Source organism: Paenibacillus sp. 7541, assembly GCF_002276395.1.
Taxonomy (GTDB): domain Bacteria; phylum Bacillota; class Bacilli; order Paenibacillales; family Paenibacillaceae; genus Paenibacillus_AQ; species Paenibacillus_AQ campinasensis.
Window position 1 is genome coordinate 1 of sequence record NZ_NQLZ01000052.1, and the last position, 15,951, is coordinate 15,951.

17 protein-coding genes and 1 pseudogene are annotated in these 15,951 nt (G+C 50.8%); 8 read left to right on the top strand and 10 right to left on the bottom strand.

Annotated elements, in window-relative coordinates:
- Together CHH75_RS23605 and CHH75_RS23610 are read left to right on the top strand one after the other, a co-directional pair.
- A partial coding sequence (locus tag CHH75_RS23605; protein ID WP_141235879.1) for a BlaI/MecI/CopY family transcriptional regulator occupies window positions 1-312 on the top strand: 312 nt, incomplete at its 5' end.
- 9 nt (window positions 313-321) lie between these two features.
- Window positions 322-2,022 (top strand): M56 family metallopeptidase, encoded by a 1,701-nt coding sequence (locus CHH75_RS23610; RefSeq protein ID WP_095399300.1) that lies wholly within the window; start codon window positions 322-324, stop codon window positions 2,020-2,022.
- Between the two features lie 87 nt (window positions 2,023-2,109).
- On the opposite strand, the gene CHH75_RS23615 is transcribed toward CHH75_RS23610, so the two are convergent.
- Entirely contained in the window at window positions 2,110-2,646 is a 537-nt protein-coding gene (locus tag CHH75_RS23615) for a hypothetical protein (protein WP_095399301.1), read from the bottom strand.
- Window positions 2,647-3,029: 383 nt separating this feature from the next.
- Between CHH75_RS23615 and CHH75_RS23620 the strand changes: the two genes are divergently transcribed.
- A complete protein-coding gene (locus CHH75_RS23620) occupies window positions 3,030-3,602 on the top strand; it encodes an RNA polymerase sigma factor (protein WP_095399302.1) in 573 nt (190 codons plus the stop codon).
- Window positions 3,595-4,383: a DUF4367 domain-containing protein gene (locus CHH75_RS23625; protein WP_176475656.1), complete on the top strand. Its 789-nt coding sequence runs from the start codon at window positions 3,595-3,597 to the stop codon at window positions 4,381-4,383. Before CHH75_RS23620 ends, CHH75_RS23625 begins: the two co-directional genes overlap by 8 nt.
- Before the next feature lie 42 nt (window positions 4,384-4,425).
- Here CHH75_RS23625 and CHH75_RS23630 read toward each other — a convergent pair whose 3' ends face one another.
- Together CHH75_RS23630 and CHH75_RS23635 are read right to left on the bottom strand one after the other, a co-directional pair.
- Complete coding sequence (locus CHH75_RS23630; protein WP_095267968.1) at window positions 4,426-4,902, bottom strand: hypothetical protein; 477 nt, start codon at window positions 4,900-4,902, stop codon at window positions 4,426-4,428.
- A 623-nt stretch (window positions 4,903-5,525) separates the two neighbouring features.
- Window positions 5,526-6,296: a MerR family DNA-binding transcriptional regulator gene (locus CHH75_RS23635; RefSeq protein ID WP_095267966.1), complete on the bottom strand. Its 771-nt coding sequence runs from the start codon at window positions 6,294-6,296 to the stop codon at window positions 5,526-5,528.
- A gap of 178 nt (window positions 6,297-6,474) precedes the next feature.
- Between CHH75_RS23635 and CHH75_RS23640 the strand changes: the two genes are divergently transcribed.
- From CHH75_RS23640 to CHH75_RS23655, 4 genes and pseudogenes are all read left to right on the top strand, one after another.
- Window positions 6,475-6,981: a DUF6022 family protein gene (locus CHH75_RS23640; protein WP_095399304.1), complete on the top strand. Its 507-nt coding sequence runs from the start codon at window positions 6,475-6,477 to the stop codon at window positions 6,979-6,981.
- Between the two features lie 34 nt (window positions 6,982-7,015).
- Window positions 7,016-7,648: a streptogramin A O-acetyltransferase Vat(I) gene (gene vat(I) / locus CHH75_RS23645; protein ID WP_095267964.1), complete on the top strand. Its 633-nt coding sequence runs from the start codon at window positions 7,016-7,018 to the stop codon at window positions 7,646-7,648.
- Between the two features lie 11 nt (window positions 7,649-7,659).
- Window positions 7,660-7,855 (top strand): annotated as a pseudogene (locus CHH75_RS25430) (virginiamycin B lyase family protein); the annotation flags it as partial.
- Window positions 7,856-7,915: 60 nt separating this feature from the next.
- Entirely contained in the window at window positions 7,916-8,353 is a 438-nt protein-coding gene (locus tag CHH75_RS23655; RefSeq protein ID WP_330164059.1) for a DoxX family protein, read from the top strand.
- A 301-nt stretch (window positions 8,354-8,654) separates the two neighbouring features.
- On the opposite strand, the gene CHH75_RS23660 is transcribed toward CHH75_RS23655, so the two are convergent.
- From CHH75_RS23660 to CHH75_RS23690, 7 genes are all read right to left on the bottom strand, one after another.
- Window positions 8,655-9,041, bottom strand: a complete 387-nt coding sequence (locus CHH75_RS23660) for a VOC family protein (RefSeq protein WP_230875836.1) — start codon at window positions 9,039-9,041, stop codon at window positions 8,655-8,657.
- 45 nt (window positions 9,042-9,086) lie between these two features.
- Window positions 9,087-9,509 (bottom strand): nuclear transport factor 2 family protein, encoded by a 423-nt coding sequence (locus tag CHH75_RS23665; RefSeq protein WP_095267962.1) that lies wholly within the window; start codon window positions 9,507-9,509, stop codon window positions 9,087-9,089.
- A 184-nt stretch (window positions 9,510-9,693) separates the two neighbouring features.
- On the bottom strand, window positions 9,694-10,683 hold the full coding sequence (locus CHH75_RS23670) for a tRNA dihydrouridine synthase (protein WP_095267961.1): 990 nt from the start codon (window positions 10,681-10,683) through the stop codon (window positions 9,694-9,696).
- Between the two features lie 484 nt (window positions 10,684-11,167).
- Window positions 11,168-12,745: a hydantoinase/oxoprolinase N-terminal domain-containing protein gene (locus CHH75_RS23675; protein WP_095399305.1), complete on the bottom strand. Its 1,578-nt coding sequence runs from the start codon at window positions 12,743-12,745 to the stop codon at window positions 11,168-11,170.
- Window positions 12,742-13,857 (bottom strand): S-methyl thiohydantoin desulfurase family protein, encoded by a 1,116-nt coding sequence (locus CHH75_RS23680; RefSeq protein WP_095399306.1) that lies wholly within the window; start codon window positions 13,855-13,857, stop codon window positions 12,742-12,744. Before CHH75_RS23680 ends, CHH75_RS23675 begins: the two co-directional genes overlap by 4 nt.
- Before the next feature lie 4 nt (window positions 13,858-13,861).
- Window positions 13,862-15,151: a cytosine permease gene (locus CHH75_RS23685; RefSeq protein ID WP_095267958.1), complete on the bottom strand. Its 1,290-nt coding sequence runs from the start codon at window positions 15,149-15,151 to the stop codon at window positions 13,862-13,864.
- A 41-nt stretch (window positions 15,152-15,192) separates the two neighbouring features.
- Window positions 15,193-15,774, bottom strand: coding sequence for a TetR/AcrR family transcriptional regulator (locus tag CHH75_RS23690; RefSeq protein ID WP_095267973.1), 582 nt, complete (start codon window positions 15,772-15,774; stop codon window positions 15,193-15,195).
- Window positions 15,775-15,951 lie beyond the last annotated feature (177 nt).

The following is a 15,951-nucleotide window of genomic DNA, read 5'->3' on the forward strand; positions in this document are numbered from 1 at the left end:
GAACCTCCTGTCACGTCGACGGAATTGCTGCGGATTTTTGCGGGGCGGGGCAAAGCGTGGAAGGCCCAGACGATCTCTACCTTCCTGTCGCGACTGGTGGATAAAGGGGCACTGGAGGCCACAAGACATGGCCGAACGAACATGTATACGCCCCTGATCTCACCGGAAGATTACAAGCTGGCCGAGACGCAGCATGTACTGGACGGGTTATACCAGGGATCGGTGAAGAACCTTATCGCTGCCTTGTATGACGGCGACAAGCTTTCGGATGAAGATGTTGAAGAGCTGAAGCAATGGTTCTCCGGAAAGTAGGTGCAGCCCATGAATACCATTCTTGAAGTACTGATTACGCTGAATGCCGCCGGAAGCGTCGTCGTCGCTTGTATTCTTATATTGCGGCTCTTGCCCGCCGGTGCCTTCCCGACCAAATGGCGTTATGGACTTAGCAAAATGGCTGTAGGCTTTTTTCTATTTCCCGTAGTCCTTGGTATTCAGTGGGTCGTATCGCTGACATTCAGCGCGGCAGCTACCGTTCCGGCGATTAGCGGGCAGCCTTCAACGGCGGAACAAGGGCTATCCGGAGCATATTCAGGGTTCAGTCCGGAGCCGCTGATTACGGGGCAGACCATGACAGCCCAAACCGCCCTATTCCTGATTACCGTATGGGCAACCGGCATGATCCTTTTTGCAGCATGGCAGCTGTATTGCTATCGCAAATTTGTAAGGACACTAGAGCATTCACGCACCGCCGTTCCGAGAGACAGCCAGGCCGTTGAACAACTCTCCTTGATGAAAGAATCTCTTGGATTGAAACGCAGTGTTCGGCTTGCTTACAGCTCTGCTGTTCGGAGTCCTGTTCTTGTCGGGTTATGGAAACCGACCATCTATCTTCCTATAGAAAATATCTTTAACGTGAGCATGGACATGGTCATGCGCCATGAGCTGATCCATCTGAAACGGAAGGATTTATGGGTCAAGGCCTTCACCCTGGGAGCGTCAGCCTTACATTGGTTTAACCCCTTCATACACATTCTCCGCAAGGATATTCATACCTGGAGCGAGCTGTCCTGCGACGAAGAAGTGGTCAGCGAGATGTCCCATGCCGAGCGTAAACGGTACGGGGAGACGATTCTGAACGTTATGGCGGGAACCAGGCATTTACCGGTGAGATTTTGCGCCTCCTTATCGGGTGATGGCCAACAATTGAAAAGGAGATTAATGATGATGCTGAATGTGAAGAAACTGAGAAAGAAAACATTATATCTGACGATAACAGCTGTATTTTCCGTTGCCGCAATTAGCACATCCGCAGCGGTATGGGCTGCCAACTATTCGCCAGAAATCATTCCATATGAGGAAGGTCAGGCTGAGGTTCAACCAAGCGAGCAAATTCCGAAAGCGGCTCCATCTGATGCGGTAATGGAGAAGGCACCATATCCTGTTGAGACACAGCCAAGTCAAGCTCCTGCTGCACTTGAAGCGGAGAATGAATCAAATGAGGATGTCCAAATCAAAGATCCTCACCCCGTACCTGTACTGGTGCCCGAGCCTGATAAGAACAGTATCCAAGCTCCAGTTGCTATAGTCCCTGCTGAATCTGGAGCTAACCATTCGAATGCCGGCCAGACTCCATCACCAGTGCCACCTAAAGAAGCAGCTCCAGAACCGGTTGGCTCTGAAATTCGACTCATCCCGGAGCCGGTTCCAGCTGAAGATAAACGTAATGACAGTTCTCATTCAGGCGACATTCCACCGGGAACTTCTATTACAGTAAGAAAATTAACACCTGAAGAAAGCGCTGAATTTAAAGATAGAGAACTTGCAGCAAGAGCTATGTTGTCTCCTGAAGAACAGGCCGAGTTTGAAGAAGACGATTATGGGCTGCGTCCAGACTCAATACCACCGGGAACCTCCATTACAGTAAGAAAATTAACACCTGAAGAAAGCGCTGAATTCAAGGAAAGAGAGCTCGCGGCAAGAGCCTTGCTGTCCCCTGAAGAACAGGCTGAATTTGTGGACTAAAAACTACGAACTTAAGGGAAAAGTTTGCTATTTAACATGAAGAAGCACTGCCGGGGGCAGTGCTTCATTTGGATTATGGATAACACCTTAATTATCGCTTGAGGTAGTCCATTCAAAATATGCACTTCTTGAATTTGCCTCGTTCGTGCTTGTTTTGATTTGGAAAGTGTGGTTGCTGTAACTGCCTGTGTCAATAACAACCAGCGAATTGCCCTTAATATTCGATCTCCACCACTGGACATTGCTGTTGGTTTGACTTTGAATGCTTAAATTAACAGATGGCATAGTGCCAGGCAAGTCCCCTACGTATATTAATACATATCTATCTGGAGATGGAATAAATGCGTGGCCCACGTTTGCTCCTTGGTTCCCATCTTTATTAATTGGCACGGTAACATTTCCGCTCCAGCTATCAGATAAGATGCCAACATCAAAGAGACTAACTTCTTTGTTTCCATTGGCTCTTTGCTCAAGCAGAGTGATCTCTTCCGGAGTCAATGGTCTAACTGTGATAGAGGTTCCAGGTGGGGAGAATTCTTCTAATTCCACAGGACTAGCAAAAGCCGATACCGAAAGCGACAACATCATAATCATGGTAAGAACAAGTGTAAGCAGTTTTTTCATAGTAAAATCCTCCTCTTAATTTTTTTCCAAAATTAGATTAGCCCTTCAAACCAACCACAAAAAAACTCACCTCCCTCTCCCGATGTGAGCTACCTTATTTTCATGGCAAGTATCTTGTCGGATTACAGCTTCTTGATCGCATCCTGCTTAGACCGTAAGGCAGCATGAAGATGCAGTAACCAAAAGAGCTAATCTACTACTAAAACGACTTATCCTAGTAAATAATGACTGTTCTTTCCTTAAGTTTTTTTGATAATTTTTCTACAATAATGATAATAAAGGAAATATATAGAATTTTATGATAATATTTTACTAGTGATAGGGATGATGAGTAGGTATTTATGTCCAGTAGCTAAAGAATAAACTGACGGGGGAGGGTATAGGTGGAGCAGGAACAATGGTTATATCTCTTACGCAGCAACTTCTATGATATAGACCACGACGCCCAGAAACTAGTGTACGAAGCATACCGGAATTTAGTGTATCGGGACATTCACTTTCTAACACGGAGTCATGAACTGACCGAAGATGTTGTACAAGAGACATTCTATAAAGTGGTGGCGAAAGCCCTTCAACTGAGGGACACGAAGCATATGAAAGCATGGATCGTTAAAGTCGCTAGAAACCATGCCTATGATATGTTCAAAAAAAACAAAAAATATCGTCATCTAAGGGAGCCTCAAGTCGTTATAGATCTAAGGGCTCCTTTCTTGCACCCTACGGTAGCCGAGCAAGTGGAGGATCAGATTCGAAACGAACTGCTCCACGAAGCTCTGAATGAGTTAAGCCCCGAGTATCGCCAGGCTTTATTCATGTACTATATCGAGGAAAAACCATATAGCGAAATTTCACAAGAGCTTGGTAAAACAGAGCAAGCTGTCGCCCAAACGATGGTCAGAGCTAGAAAGAAATTGTACCGCTATTTTTCAAGAAGATGGGTTGATGCCGATGAGTGATGAATTCAAACACGACGATGAATTTTTACAGAAGTGGTTAAAGGACGTTCATCAAGACGTGGATATTCCAGACGGTACACAATCATGGTTAGAGGTGAAGGCCGGACTGGATAAAATAAAAGCACGGCGACGCTGGATGAAGAGATTCCAAATCGGCGCGTTGGTTGCTTGTACATCTTTGCTGATTAGTTTTTTTATGACTGCAGATTTGCCTACTGCGTATTCCGAGTTCCAAGGGCTTATCAAAAGAGTGCAGGAGAACCTTATCGATATTTTCTTTGAGGAACCAGAGCCTTATCTTGAAGAAAACTCAAATGCCAAAACGTCATCTCCGCCCCCAGATTATATCGTTTCCTCCCCTCCAGCGGGAGAGAGCCACATAGAGGATACAAGCTTGGAAGAGGCAAGAGGAAAAGTCAGTTTCCCTATCGTTTCTCCAACCTATATACCAGCTGGCTATGAATTAGAGAACGTTCGTATTTTCCAGGATTCTGATGGGGAGTACCGGACCGTGTTTATGGAATACGTCAATAGAGAAGGACATCTGATCCAATTGAATCAGCACATGATTCGGGAGAACTCTTCTCCGGAGAAAATAACGATTAACCACGCAATGGCCGTCATTAAGGATACCTTCATTAACGATTGTAAGGCTGTGCTGATTATTCAAGAGCCCGATTTCATCCATTTGGAGTGGGTTACCCCGGATCATATGAAACGATCGATTTTCGGAACCTTGGCTGAAGAGGAAATGATTTTAATTGCGGAATCTTTAAAGTAAACAAAAGTAGCAGGTCTCCCCTGCTACTTTTCATTTCATCTCTTACCTGTCTGGGATTAGAATCACTCCCGAATATAATGTGCCTGTCTCTTTTACGGTTCCGTGCAACGTCCAATGGGATGATTTAGAACGATAATAATAACCTGGGATTACCGTAACTTCATGTTCCGTGTAAGTATTCGCGGAAGTTGACAACTCGGCTTTGGGGCTGCGATAAATGTCTACCCAATCAGAGCCTGTCCATCGCTGCAAAGTCAACTGTACGCCGATGGTATCTACTCGCTGCTTGGCTGTACTGTAACCTGAAATACTGATTTTTGAATTCCCGATATGACTAACGCTAGTTCCGCCATTATACAGAAACTTGTAGTTTGGATCGAACAAAGAAGAAATCGATAGCAACGGTTCGTCATCGGGCGGCGGGGATGGCCCATCATCAAGCGATTGAGCCGAGACAAACGGCACTGAGAACAACAGGAACAAGGCCAAGCCTAAAAAAGACATCACTACTTTCTTCACTCGTATTCATCCTTTCTATTTGTCTCTATCCCTTAAACGACTTATCGTAATCAAATATGACGCGATTTTTATTAGGATAAGAACGAAGCCTGATACCGAGGAAGACTGGGCGAATCAACGTCCCGAAGGGTTTTAGTTTTCCAAAGCAAGATATGGAATGTCTCGGATAACATACGCCACCTTATCGACCTTCCATATCCCTTGCACATTGACCAAAGTGACATGTCGGTCAAGGACGTAGTGACGGTCTCCTGTCAGTGTGTTACCCATTACTAATGATTGCATGAAATTTGCGCTGCTCTTACTAGTATAATTGGGTTTAGTTTCTGGTTCGCCAAATTCATGAACATATCCCGTTCCATTGGATGTAATGATTGAGTTTAGGAATCCTTCTGTTAAGAAAGGTTTAAATGAGTTTCTAACGTTCTTAACTCCAGATAAGTCACCGATTTGGTTCATACGTTCGGATAGTGTTTTTAATTGGGCGTCTGAAATTATCCCTCCTTATAAAAGAGCTTGGTACTCAATAATCGTAACAATTGCATCGTCATCGCGCTAGTTGGGGATGTAAGGCTTGAAGGCCCTGAACGCTGAACGACCATGAATGAGCGGCGCCTTGGACGTTAGCGATGAACATCGCCTTCCTCCCCCTCATCCTCAAGCTCGCAATCCGTATCGTTCACCGTACCAGGCGTCTCCGCCAGTCCCAATTGCAGACAAAGTCCGTACAACGCGTAAATGCCGTGCGCCTGCGCTTCGTTCATCCGGTCCATATACGCGATCGTTTCCTCCGCGATTTCCCTTAACCGGCCCGTGTCCCCGCTGTCCAGTTCGGCGACCGTTCGCCGAAGCCGGACGACATTCGCTGAATATACGGTTGCACGCAGGGCGCGAATGAGCAGCAGCTTGCGAATGTCAGCTGGCCCGTACCGGCGGTAGCCGTTCTCCGGGTCGCGAGTCGGGCGCAGCAGTCCCTCCCGTTCCCAGAACCGAATCGCCGTCCGGGATACGCCGGTCGCTTCGGCCGCCTCGCCGATCGTCCTCCACGCTCCGGGATCATCCGCGTCCCGGTCGTCTTCCGCTGCGCGGAACGCGTGGATCGCCTGCTCGGCTTCCCGCTTGTCGCGGACGAGCGCCGCCTCCCGCTCCTTCAACAGCCAGAGCGCACCCTGTATATCTCCGCTCCGTACGCGGCGAAGCGCCTCGCCCGCGATGTCCGGTCCGAATCCGGGGGCAAGCGCCTGCATAGCCGCCACGTATAACGCGTGCGTCTCTCCATATACCCGATATCCGCTTTCGGTCCGCTCGGCAGGCGGCAGTATCCCTTGCGCTTCATAGTTGCGAAGTGTACTGGGGCTGATGCGGAACCGTCTCGCCAGATCAATCGGCCGCATGGGCGTCTCCTCCCGTTTCCATTCGTGATAACATTACATCACATTTGCAAGCTTAGTGCAATTTACTTGGCGTAACTCCTTGAAATTCCGCCTCCGACTTCAACCAAGCTTCCAATTTGCTTCACTGTTATACAATCGATTTGCAATTGAATTTTATGTTCTGGGAGGCGGTTTGTAGATGACATCCATACAATTCGAACAAGGGATGACGATCGAGGCCATCGGCACGGCTTGCGGGGAATATGTGGAGATGGAATGGCGGCCGTTGTACGAATCGATGCATGAGGCGTTGACGGCCGCATTCGCGGAAATCGAGGATGCGGCATACGGCCAATACTTGGACCGACTTATGCCGCCGCTGTTCGAAGCGCTCGAACAAGCGGGATATGCGTTCACCGACGACGTGCGAGAGGACGATTTCGTCATCGGAGGGCGGCTGCTGTTCCGGCAATCGCTTGAGAAATGGGGCACGGAGGACAATCGGTCGCGCGTGTTCTGGAACGTCATCCGGGACGCTGACGACCGGACGATCGGCACGGTGCTCACAGAGATTCCCCATTCGCATCTGAAGTTCGATATCCCGCGCGGGCCCCGCGTTCTCGCGATCGCTGAGACGACCAAATCGGGGATCACCGAACGGATCCGCGCGCTTATGGAAGTGCGCGGATTCGCACAACCGCTTTAGCACCCCACACCCATTTACGAAAGGAAGATTCCATATGCTAGGTCCAAACCCTAATGTGAAGTACCCCATCCCTGGGAACACGAATGTGCAATTTATTCGAAACACGATCACGAAACCAAATATCATCGCTGGAGATTACTCTTATTACGACGCACTGCACGGGGAATCGTTTGAAGATCAAGTGTTATATCATTATGAAGTGATCGGGACCAAGTTAGTGATCGGCAAATTTTGCTCCATCGCTCCGGAGGTCAGATTCATGATGGACGGCGGCAACCACCGAATGGATGGGTCAACTTTTCCTTTTAACATCTTCGGGAACGGTTGGGAGAGACATACCCCTTCCCTGGACCAGCTGCCGATCAAAGGAGATACGATTGTCGGCAATGATGTCTGGATCGGTAGACGTGCCACGATTATGCCGGGGGTGCGGATCGGCGATGGCGCGATTATCAGCGCGGAGGCGGTAGTCGTCAAGGACGTTGAACCTTATACCATAGTCGGTGGAAATCCCGCCAGGGAGATCAAAACCCGTTACCCGTACGAAGTCATTCAAGAATTATTGGAGATCAGATGGTGGGATTGCGATATCGATCTCATCAGTCAGTATATCGGCGCAATCGTAAGCGGAGATATGGTTACGCTTCGAAAAATGAAAAAACATTAATGGTTTCATTGGGGAACAATGGGGACCTCTGGTTCACGGAATGGATGGGGAACAAGATCGGACAGATCACTGTTCAAGGAATGATTACCGAATATTCGATCCCTACCGAGCATGCAGAGCCTCACGGTATAGCGATTGGTGACAGCGGCGATATTGGGTTTCGCGAAAGAATGCAATCAAATTGGACGCCTCGTCATCTCATCATAGCGGTTTGAGCCGACTGTATCATGCGGCCCGTCTTGGGCCATAAACCGCTAAGGAGGGATCATGTTGCTGCCTTTTTACACGTTAGTCGCATCGTTTGTGTTGTTCCTGGGTCTTGGCCAGCTCGGTTTGCCTTATTTCGAGGGATGGCATTCCTCGCTTCAGGGGGCGGTTGCTGTCATGCTGTTGTTTGCCGCTTCCGCCCATTGGGGAACTAGACGCCCAGACTTAATCCGTATGGTTCCTCCCGTATTTTCCAGGCCGGGCCTCATCGTAACGGTCACCGGATTACTGGAGGTTGCCGGGGCTATCGGCATCCTAATTCCTTCCATCTCCAAGGCCGCCTCCATTGGCTTGGCTCTACTCCTGGCATTGATGTTCCCTGCTAATGTGAGGGCGGCTAAGGAAGGATTCACAATCGGGGGGCGGCCCGTACCTAAACTACTACATCGAACCGTATTACAGATGATCTTTATTGGGGCAATCCTATTGGCAGGCTAAGGGTATATTCCAGCGGCTATTTAACGTCACGCGACGGTCTGATTCTCGTCGGCAAACTGCTGGCGAAATCAAGCTCTTCGAACGGCTCAATCGTTCGGTTATCAGCAACCATGAATGTGAGCCTGCGGCAACAGGCTCACGGGTTGCATCATTCCCTACCCAACGTGGTCATTAGCAGAGCACGGGCTGGTTGAGAATTCTTTTATTCCTTAAGAAATGAGCCGTCAGGCCCAACGTGTTTATAATACGCCGTTACTGCCCTTCCCGACTTCCCCGCTCCTCTTTCATTTATAACTATGGTTTAACTGAAGCAGGTACAAATCATTACGATGTTTCCATCTGGATCCTTAAAGGAAAACTCAGATAAGTCAGGGTATGTTTGAATCTCTGTTACGATTTCCGCTCCTAGTTCTTTCACGAATTGGAATGCTGCATGTATGTCTTCCGTACTTAAATTAAATAAAGGCTGGTTCAATGGCTGGAGTTCGTAACTGTCATCAAAACAGTGATTATCCAGCGTTAATCCTGGACGCCCAGATCCCATATCAAAAGTATAAATAGGACCTTGAATCTCTTCTGTTACTTCAACTCCAAGAAGTTTGCTGTACCACTGAACTGACTTCGTTAAATCCGTGACGTGGATAAAAACGGTATCGATCCTATTGGCGATTGGACTTTGCATTTTCATTCAACCTCCTCATCGTTTAAACAAATTGCTTTTCGTGCTAGATATTTATCTATCGATGTGTCCATCCTCATCCTCGATCATATAAGTCATAATCTTTTTGATTTTTCCATTTTTACCTGCACTACTGAAAGTAAATACGTGACAGAAGTTAGATATCCTCCCTTGATCCATCCTAAAAGTACCATTAATCGCACCCATGCTTCCGTGAGTGATGATGGTGCTGATCTCTATTTCTGTCACATGACCGGTCTGCTTTTGTTGAAGTGTATCCCGTAGTCCTGCTTTTCCCAGAACACGTCTGTCTCCGATGATATCCCAACATACCTCTTCTGAAATGCATTTCTCAATAAATTCAATATTGTTCTGAGCCCAAGCCACAATATAATCCCTCAGTAACAACTTCTTGGGAGCATTGCCGCAATCCTCAGCACAGATAACATTCATACCGCTATGATGAGTCCCATTCATAGATATCCCCTCCCTAGACGAACCTTGTGAAAATAAGTCCTTACATAGAGGATTCGAGAAATGGTTGGGAGTTCCTGTTTGTGAACGCTCAAACAATATAAGCAAGAAAAAACAAAACCACTCCTTAAGGGTAAGGAATGGTTTGGTGATAACAGCTAAACGTTGCTAACTCTGCGTAAGTCCATCACGATCCATGATCTGAACCTGTAGTTGTTCCTCCAACCTCAAATTCATTGAGCAGCCCACGTGCCTCACTTGTGGACTTGGCGTTCATTAATCGATTCCTCAATTCACTTGCCCCTCGGAAGCCGCGGACATAGATTTTGAAGAAGCGGGTAAGAGCGCTGAACGAACGTGGCAGCTGTTCTGAATATTGATCATGGAGGTCCAGATGCAGCCGCAGCAGATCCAGCAATTCCTCACTGCTATGCTCCCTCGGCTCCTTCTCAAAGGCAAATGGATTATGGAAAATGCCACGCCCGATCATAATGCCATCCACACCGTATTGTTCAGCAAGCCGGAGGCCAGTCTGACGGTCAGGAATATCCCCGTTAATGGTTAGAAGTGTACCTGGTGCGACCTCATCACGAAGCTGTTTAATCTCCGGGATCAGCTCCCAGTGAGCAGCTACTTTACTCATCTCGTCTCTTGTCCGCAGATGAATGGACAGATTCACAATGTCCTGTTTCAAAATATGGGTTAACCAGTCGCGCCACTCGTCCACGCTGCTGAAACCGAGCCGTGTTTTTACACTGACGGGCAGTCCCCCGGCCTTCGCCGCCTGAATAATGTCCGCCGCAACATCGGGACGGCAAATCAGGCCGCTTCCCTTCCCATTCTCGGCTACATTCGCGACAGGGCATCCCATGTTAATATCGATGCCTTTAAAGCCTTCCTTCGCCATGCCGATACTCATCTGACGAAAATATTCCGGCTTATCTCCCCAGATATGGGCGACAATGGGCTGTTCATCCTCGGTAAAAGTCAAACGCCCGCGCACACTCTTGTTCCCCTCCGGGTGACAATAGCTCTCCGTATTCGCAAACTCGGTAAAGAACACATCCGGTCTGGCCGCTTGACTTACGACATGACGAAACACCACATCCGTCACATCTTCCATCGGTGCCAGTATAAAAAAAGGCCGTGGCAAATCACGCCAAAAATTGTCTGTCATATCAACTTACCCCTTTATAAATGCAGGAAAATCCTCTCCTGTGATGATGATTTCCATGTCCAAGCGGTTGCTTTTTCTTCACTTATAGCATATCTACGCAATGAAGATCAAACGGCAGTATCTGTTATCTGTTATACCCTCGACACTTCAATGAATATATCATAAACCGACAGAGGAGCATACTCCCATAGATTCGAATTAAAAAGGAAGGTTGCTGCCCCACCGCAGTTTGCCCGGAACGTTCAGAGGACGTTTCAACCACTTCGCGATGATCGATGGCTAGAGTCAGGCCGCGATATCCGAATATACATAATGGCGGTCCGGAATTGAATCCGAACCGCCATTTTCATCCTGCTATCGTCCGTGCCCTTCGCTGCGAGCACCGCTACACGACATGAATGCATGCGATGCACACAGGTTCATGCACGCATATACTCATACCGAGTTGATACTGCTAAGGGCGGCCAATCCCATGTGCGTTAGGTTACAGCTTACCCGCAGCCTTCACCTTCACGAGCAGGGCATTGCCTGGCAGATAGGCAATCGGAATGTCCTCAACAGACACGATCTCGACCGTCTCCGAGTTCGCGCCGGCAGCAGTGGCCTCGTTCACGGCGCTTTCCTTCGCATCGCGGATGACGTCGTCATAGCTCCAGTCGTCCAGCGAATAGATCCGCTCCGACTCCCCGCTCACCAATCCCAAGGCTGCGCCGATGGCATTCGCCGCATCATAGTGGTCCGGCCGGATGATCCGGCTTGCCCCGGCCAGCGTCTCCGGCACCAGCAGGCTGCCGCCGCCAACCAGAATGACATCCACCGGCTCTGCACTCGTCTTCATCCGGTCAATGGCATCCTCGAGACTCTGCTGGATAACGGCGTCCACTTTGCCGCATACCGATCCGTCCACCGCATCCGCGTTGGTGCCCGGCCATGCGGCCCGGCCCAGCTTCACGGCCACGTCCGTCGTCGTCAGCGTATCCCCGCCGAAGATGCGGGCCCGTGTCGTCAGCTCGTAGCCCACGCTGTCCGGGCCAACGGTCACACCGCCTGCATCGTCCAGCCGGACGATTGTACCCCCGCCGAGGCCAATGGACAGAATATCCGGCATCCGGAAATTCGTGCGAATGCCGCCGATATCCACCGCTGCCGAGGACTGGCGCGGGAAGCCCTGCACGAGCACGCCAATATCGGTCGTGGTGCCGCCGATGTCGACAACCAGCGCGTCGCTCAGCCCGGATAAATGCGCCGCGCCCCGAATCGAATTCGTCGGTCCGCACGCAATCGTCAGAATCGGGTAGCGGAGCGCATATTCGCTCTTCATGAGCGTCCCGTCGTTCTGGCAAATATACAGCTGCGCATCAATGCCGAAGCCATTGAGCGCCTTCTCGAAGCCGCGCACCACGCCTGCAATCACTTGCAGCAGCGCCGCGTTCAGCACGGAGGCGTTCTCCCGCTCGAGCAGTCCGATGCTGCCAATCTCGCTGGAGTACGTAACCGGCATGTCCGCCCCCAACACGTCGCGCACGATCTCTCCGACCCGCTGCTCCTGCTCCCGGTTCACCGGAGCGAATACCCCGCACACCGCCACCGCGTCCACTTCTCCGCTCATCCGGCGGCACAGCTCGGCGATCTCCTCCTCGTCCAGGCTGGCGATCCTGCGGCCGTCATACTCATAGCCGCCGGTGGCGATATAGCTATGCGGCCCAATCGCCGCACGCAGCGATTCGTCCCAGCCAGCAAGCGGCGGAACGGCCGTCGTTGCCGGAGCGCCGATGCGAATCAGGCCGACCCGGCCGAGATGCTTGCGCTCCACGATGGCATTGGTGCAATGCGTGGTGCCGAGCATCGCATAGCGGATGTCAGAGCCATTTACGCCGCTTTCCTGAAGCAGCAGGCGAACCGCCTCAACAATGCCTTCATTCACGTCAGCCGTCGTATGCACCTTCACCTTGTGCACGCAGCGCAAGTCGGAATCGAGCAGGGCAGCATCCGTATTCGTGCCCCCTACATCAATGCCGATGCGGTACATCTGATTTGCATTAGCCGCTGTAACCCCGGTCATCTCGCCGCACCTCCTTTCGATGCCAGCGTCTCAATCGGCACATAATCAAAGTCATAACCGAAATACCTCGGTCCGGCGGTCTCGATGCCTTTGGGCGTGCGCCACTTCTCATCGCACCGCAAACCGGCCACTGTCACCCGGGCCCCGTACTTCAAGTTCTCTGTCGTCACCGGCATGCCTGTATCCTGATCCAGCAGGGTGATGAGGTCTGGCGTAATCGCGAGCGGCTGATCGCCCACGGTGGCAAGCAGAAACTCATTCTGGAAAAAGAGCCGCATCGTCTCTCCCTTGTTCTCCCCCGTACCTTCAAAGACCGCTTCCCCGCGCGTAAACCCGCCGTCCATGCGGCGGCGGATATCCACGGCCTTGCCATGGAACAAGGCATAACCGCTCAGCTTCGTGAGCAGCTCATGCACAGGGTTCAGCTTCTGCTGCTTCGCTTCGAACAGCGTCCGCCCGATCTCATAGGCGAGCGTCAGCGTGCCGCCGATCGCGCTCTGCTTCGCCTGCGCGCCGGATACCGGATAATCGCAGATGGAGGCCGAACCTCCCATCTCCACCGTCAGCGCACGTGCCATCCGCTCTTCCCATACGCCATCAATCGTATGCATCAGCGCGCTGTTGCCGCGCTCGTCCGCCATCGCCACCGGGCTGCAGGGGATGCCCTCCAGGTGGAACGTCACCATCTGCGATTCAGGGAACGCTCGCCCCATCGCATCGGCATCGACGAGCGGAATGCCGCGCTGTGCCGCCGCAAGGACCGGCACGAGCGAATTGCCGCCGCCGACCTCGATCGGCATAACGGCATCCACCTTGCGGCCAAGTTCGCGTTCCATCAGATCAAGCGGTTTGGTCAGCTGTTCAGCCGAAGGAATCTTCTCCAGCATCACCGTCGGTGCTCCGATCATTGATACCGGCACGATAAGCCCTTCATCGTCCAGCTCCTCAAGCTGCGCGATGCGCACCGGGCCGTGCTCACGGATCGCCTCCATCGCCATCAATTTTCCGACATGAGGATCTCCCCCGCCGCCTGTGCCAAGCACCGCAGCGCCAATCGCGATATATTCGATGGATTGTTCATCCAATGTGGTTAATCTGGTTGTCTTGTTCATGCTTTCATCCCTTCTTTACGACCCATTTGCCAATGATTGCTTGTGCGATAAATGCGATCAGGAAGCTGTCCAGCGCCGGAACCTGCGTCACCTGGAACCATCCGAGCCCATCCGGAGCCATCGTTGTCATGAACCCGAAGAACGTCGCGATGATCCATACGATGATAGAGCGCGGAATCCAGCTCCGATTGCTGTTCAGCCCTTCAAACGAGAAGCGATTTTTGTTCACGAGCAAATATTCAGCCGTATAAATGCCGCCGAGCGGTGCAACAAGCATCGTAATGTACGTCAGGAACGTCATGAAACGGTCATAAATCCCCAAGCAAGCGAGCAGCGTCGCAATGAGGCCTGCAATAATCGTAATGACCGATTTAGGCACCCGTTTGAATACGACAGAGAAGCCCAGTCCCGCGGAATATAGGTTGTTCGTATTGGTCGTCCATTGCGCAAGCGTCAGCACTAGAATCGCCGGAATTCCGAGTCCGAGTGTAAGGAGAATGCCTGTCAGATCGTCGGAATCCATCGAGCGCGACAGGAAGATCGCAATGATCGTCATGAAGCTGTTGCCGACAAAGAAACCGATAAACGCTGCGGTAATCGCATGCTTTGGCGTTTTGGCCCAGCGCGCGATGTCAGGGGACAGCGCCGTTCCAAGGATGAAGATACCGATAACCAGCGATATGGCCGTCCCCATCGGGAGGGCTTCACCCTCGAACGGTAACCAGACGGTGCTTCCGCCTTCTCCGCTCAGCGCCATCACCAGCGCAATAATGATAAATACGACCAGCAGCGGCACTGACCAGACGCTTAATTTCTCAATCGCTCTGTAGCCCCAGATCGCCGTGGACATCATAAGAAGTCCGCCGATGATCGACAATACTGAGAGCGACCAGTGCCAGCCCCATAGCTCGCTTAACGCCGTCTGGAAGTTAGAAGCGAAGAAGCCGACCTGAACGCCGAACCAGCCCAGTGATGAAATGCCGAGAATAACCGAGACGATGAGCGCCCCCTGGTTCCCGAACAGAAACCGGCTGATCATGGCTGTCGACAGCCCTGTTTTGGCTCCGACATATGCGCAGACTGCCCCGATCAGACCCAGTATGGCTGAACCGACGATAACCGCTGTAAGCGAGTCGCCGATGTTCATGCCTGCGCCGAGCTGCGCACCCAGAAACATCGCGGACAAGTCAATGCCGATTGCAATCCAGATGAATGCCATCGAGAACCATGATTTCCGTAAATGCTGGGGTACAGGCTCCCGCTCGTAATCTTGTATTTTCAATTCGTTGCTCATACTCCACTCCACCCTCTGCTCTCTATATTCTTGTTGATTGCCTAAGCGCTGACGGATCTCCAGAACATCTCAAAAGCATGCTTCAGCTTCCGTTCGAACAGCTCCGGCGATTGATAGTAGTAATATTGAATGCTCAGCCCGTCCATCAAGGTAAGGTACGAATCCACAAGGTTCTCAATCGGGACGACGGCGAGTTCGCCGCGTTCCAGACCTTCCTGCATGATCTCGCGGATAATGTCGCTTAGCATCGTATCGAAACGCCCAAACGCCTCCTGCATCCGATCCAGCAAGAAATCGGGCGGGAACAATAAGTACCGGAAGGCAAATACAGCAAGCTCCCGCTTGTTCCGGTGAAAATCGTATTGGCGAACCAGCAGCGCATGCAGTTTTTTCTCCGTGCTCATGCCTTTGCTCGTTTCTGCCATCGCTTGGATATATTCGTTATAGACGCTCATCGATTCTTCGAAGACGGACATGAACAGATCTTCCTTGCTCTCAAAAAAGGCGTAGATCGCCGGGGTTTTGACGCCGACCTCCTTCGCAATTTCCGATAATGCCGTTCCGTCGTAGCCCTTCTGCCCGAACAACCTCAAGGCCGCTTCTTTCAGCTTCGTTCTGGTCATATCCATCCCCTTTTTCCTGTTTTAATTAACGTTAATTAAGTAGATTATACATCCTTCTGCATAAAAATCAATCCATTTCACGACACTTCTCAATTGTTTTCGAATCTTTATACGTTCAACCGTTCATGTAGGGCGATGTAACCTGGGGCACAGAGTACTCCCCATGCCAAAAAGAGG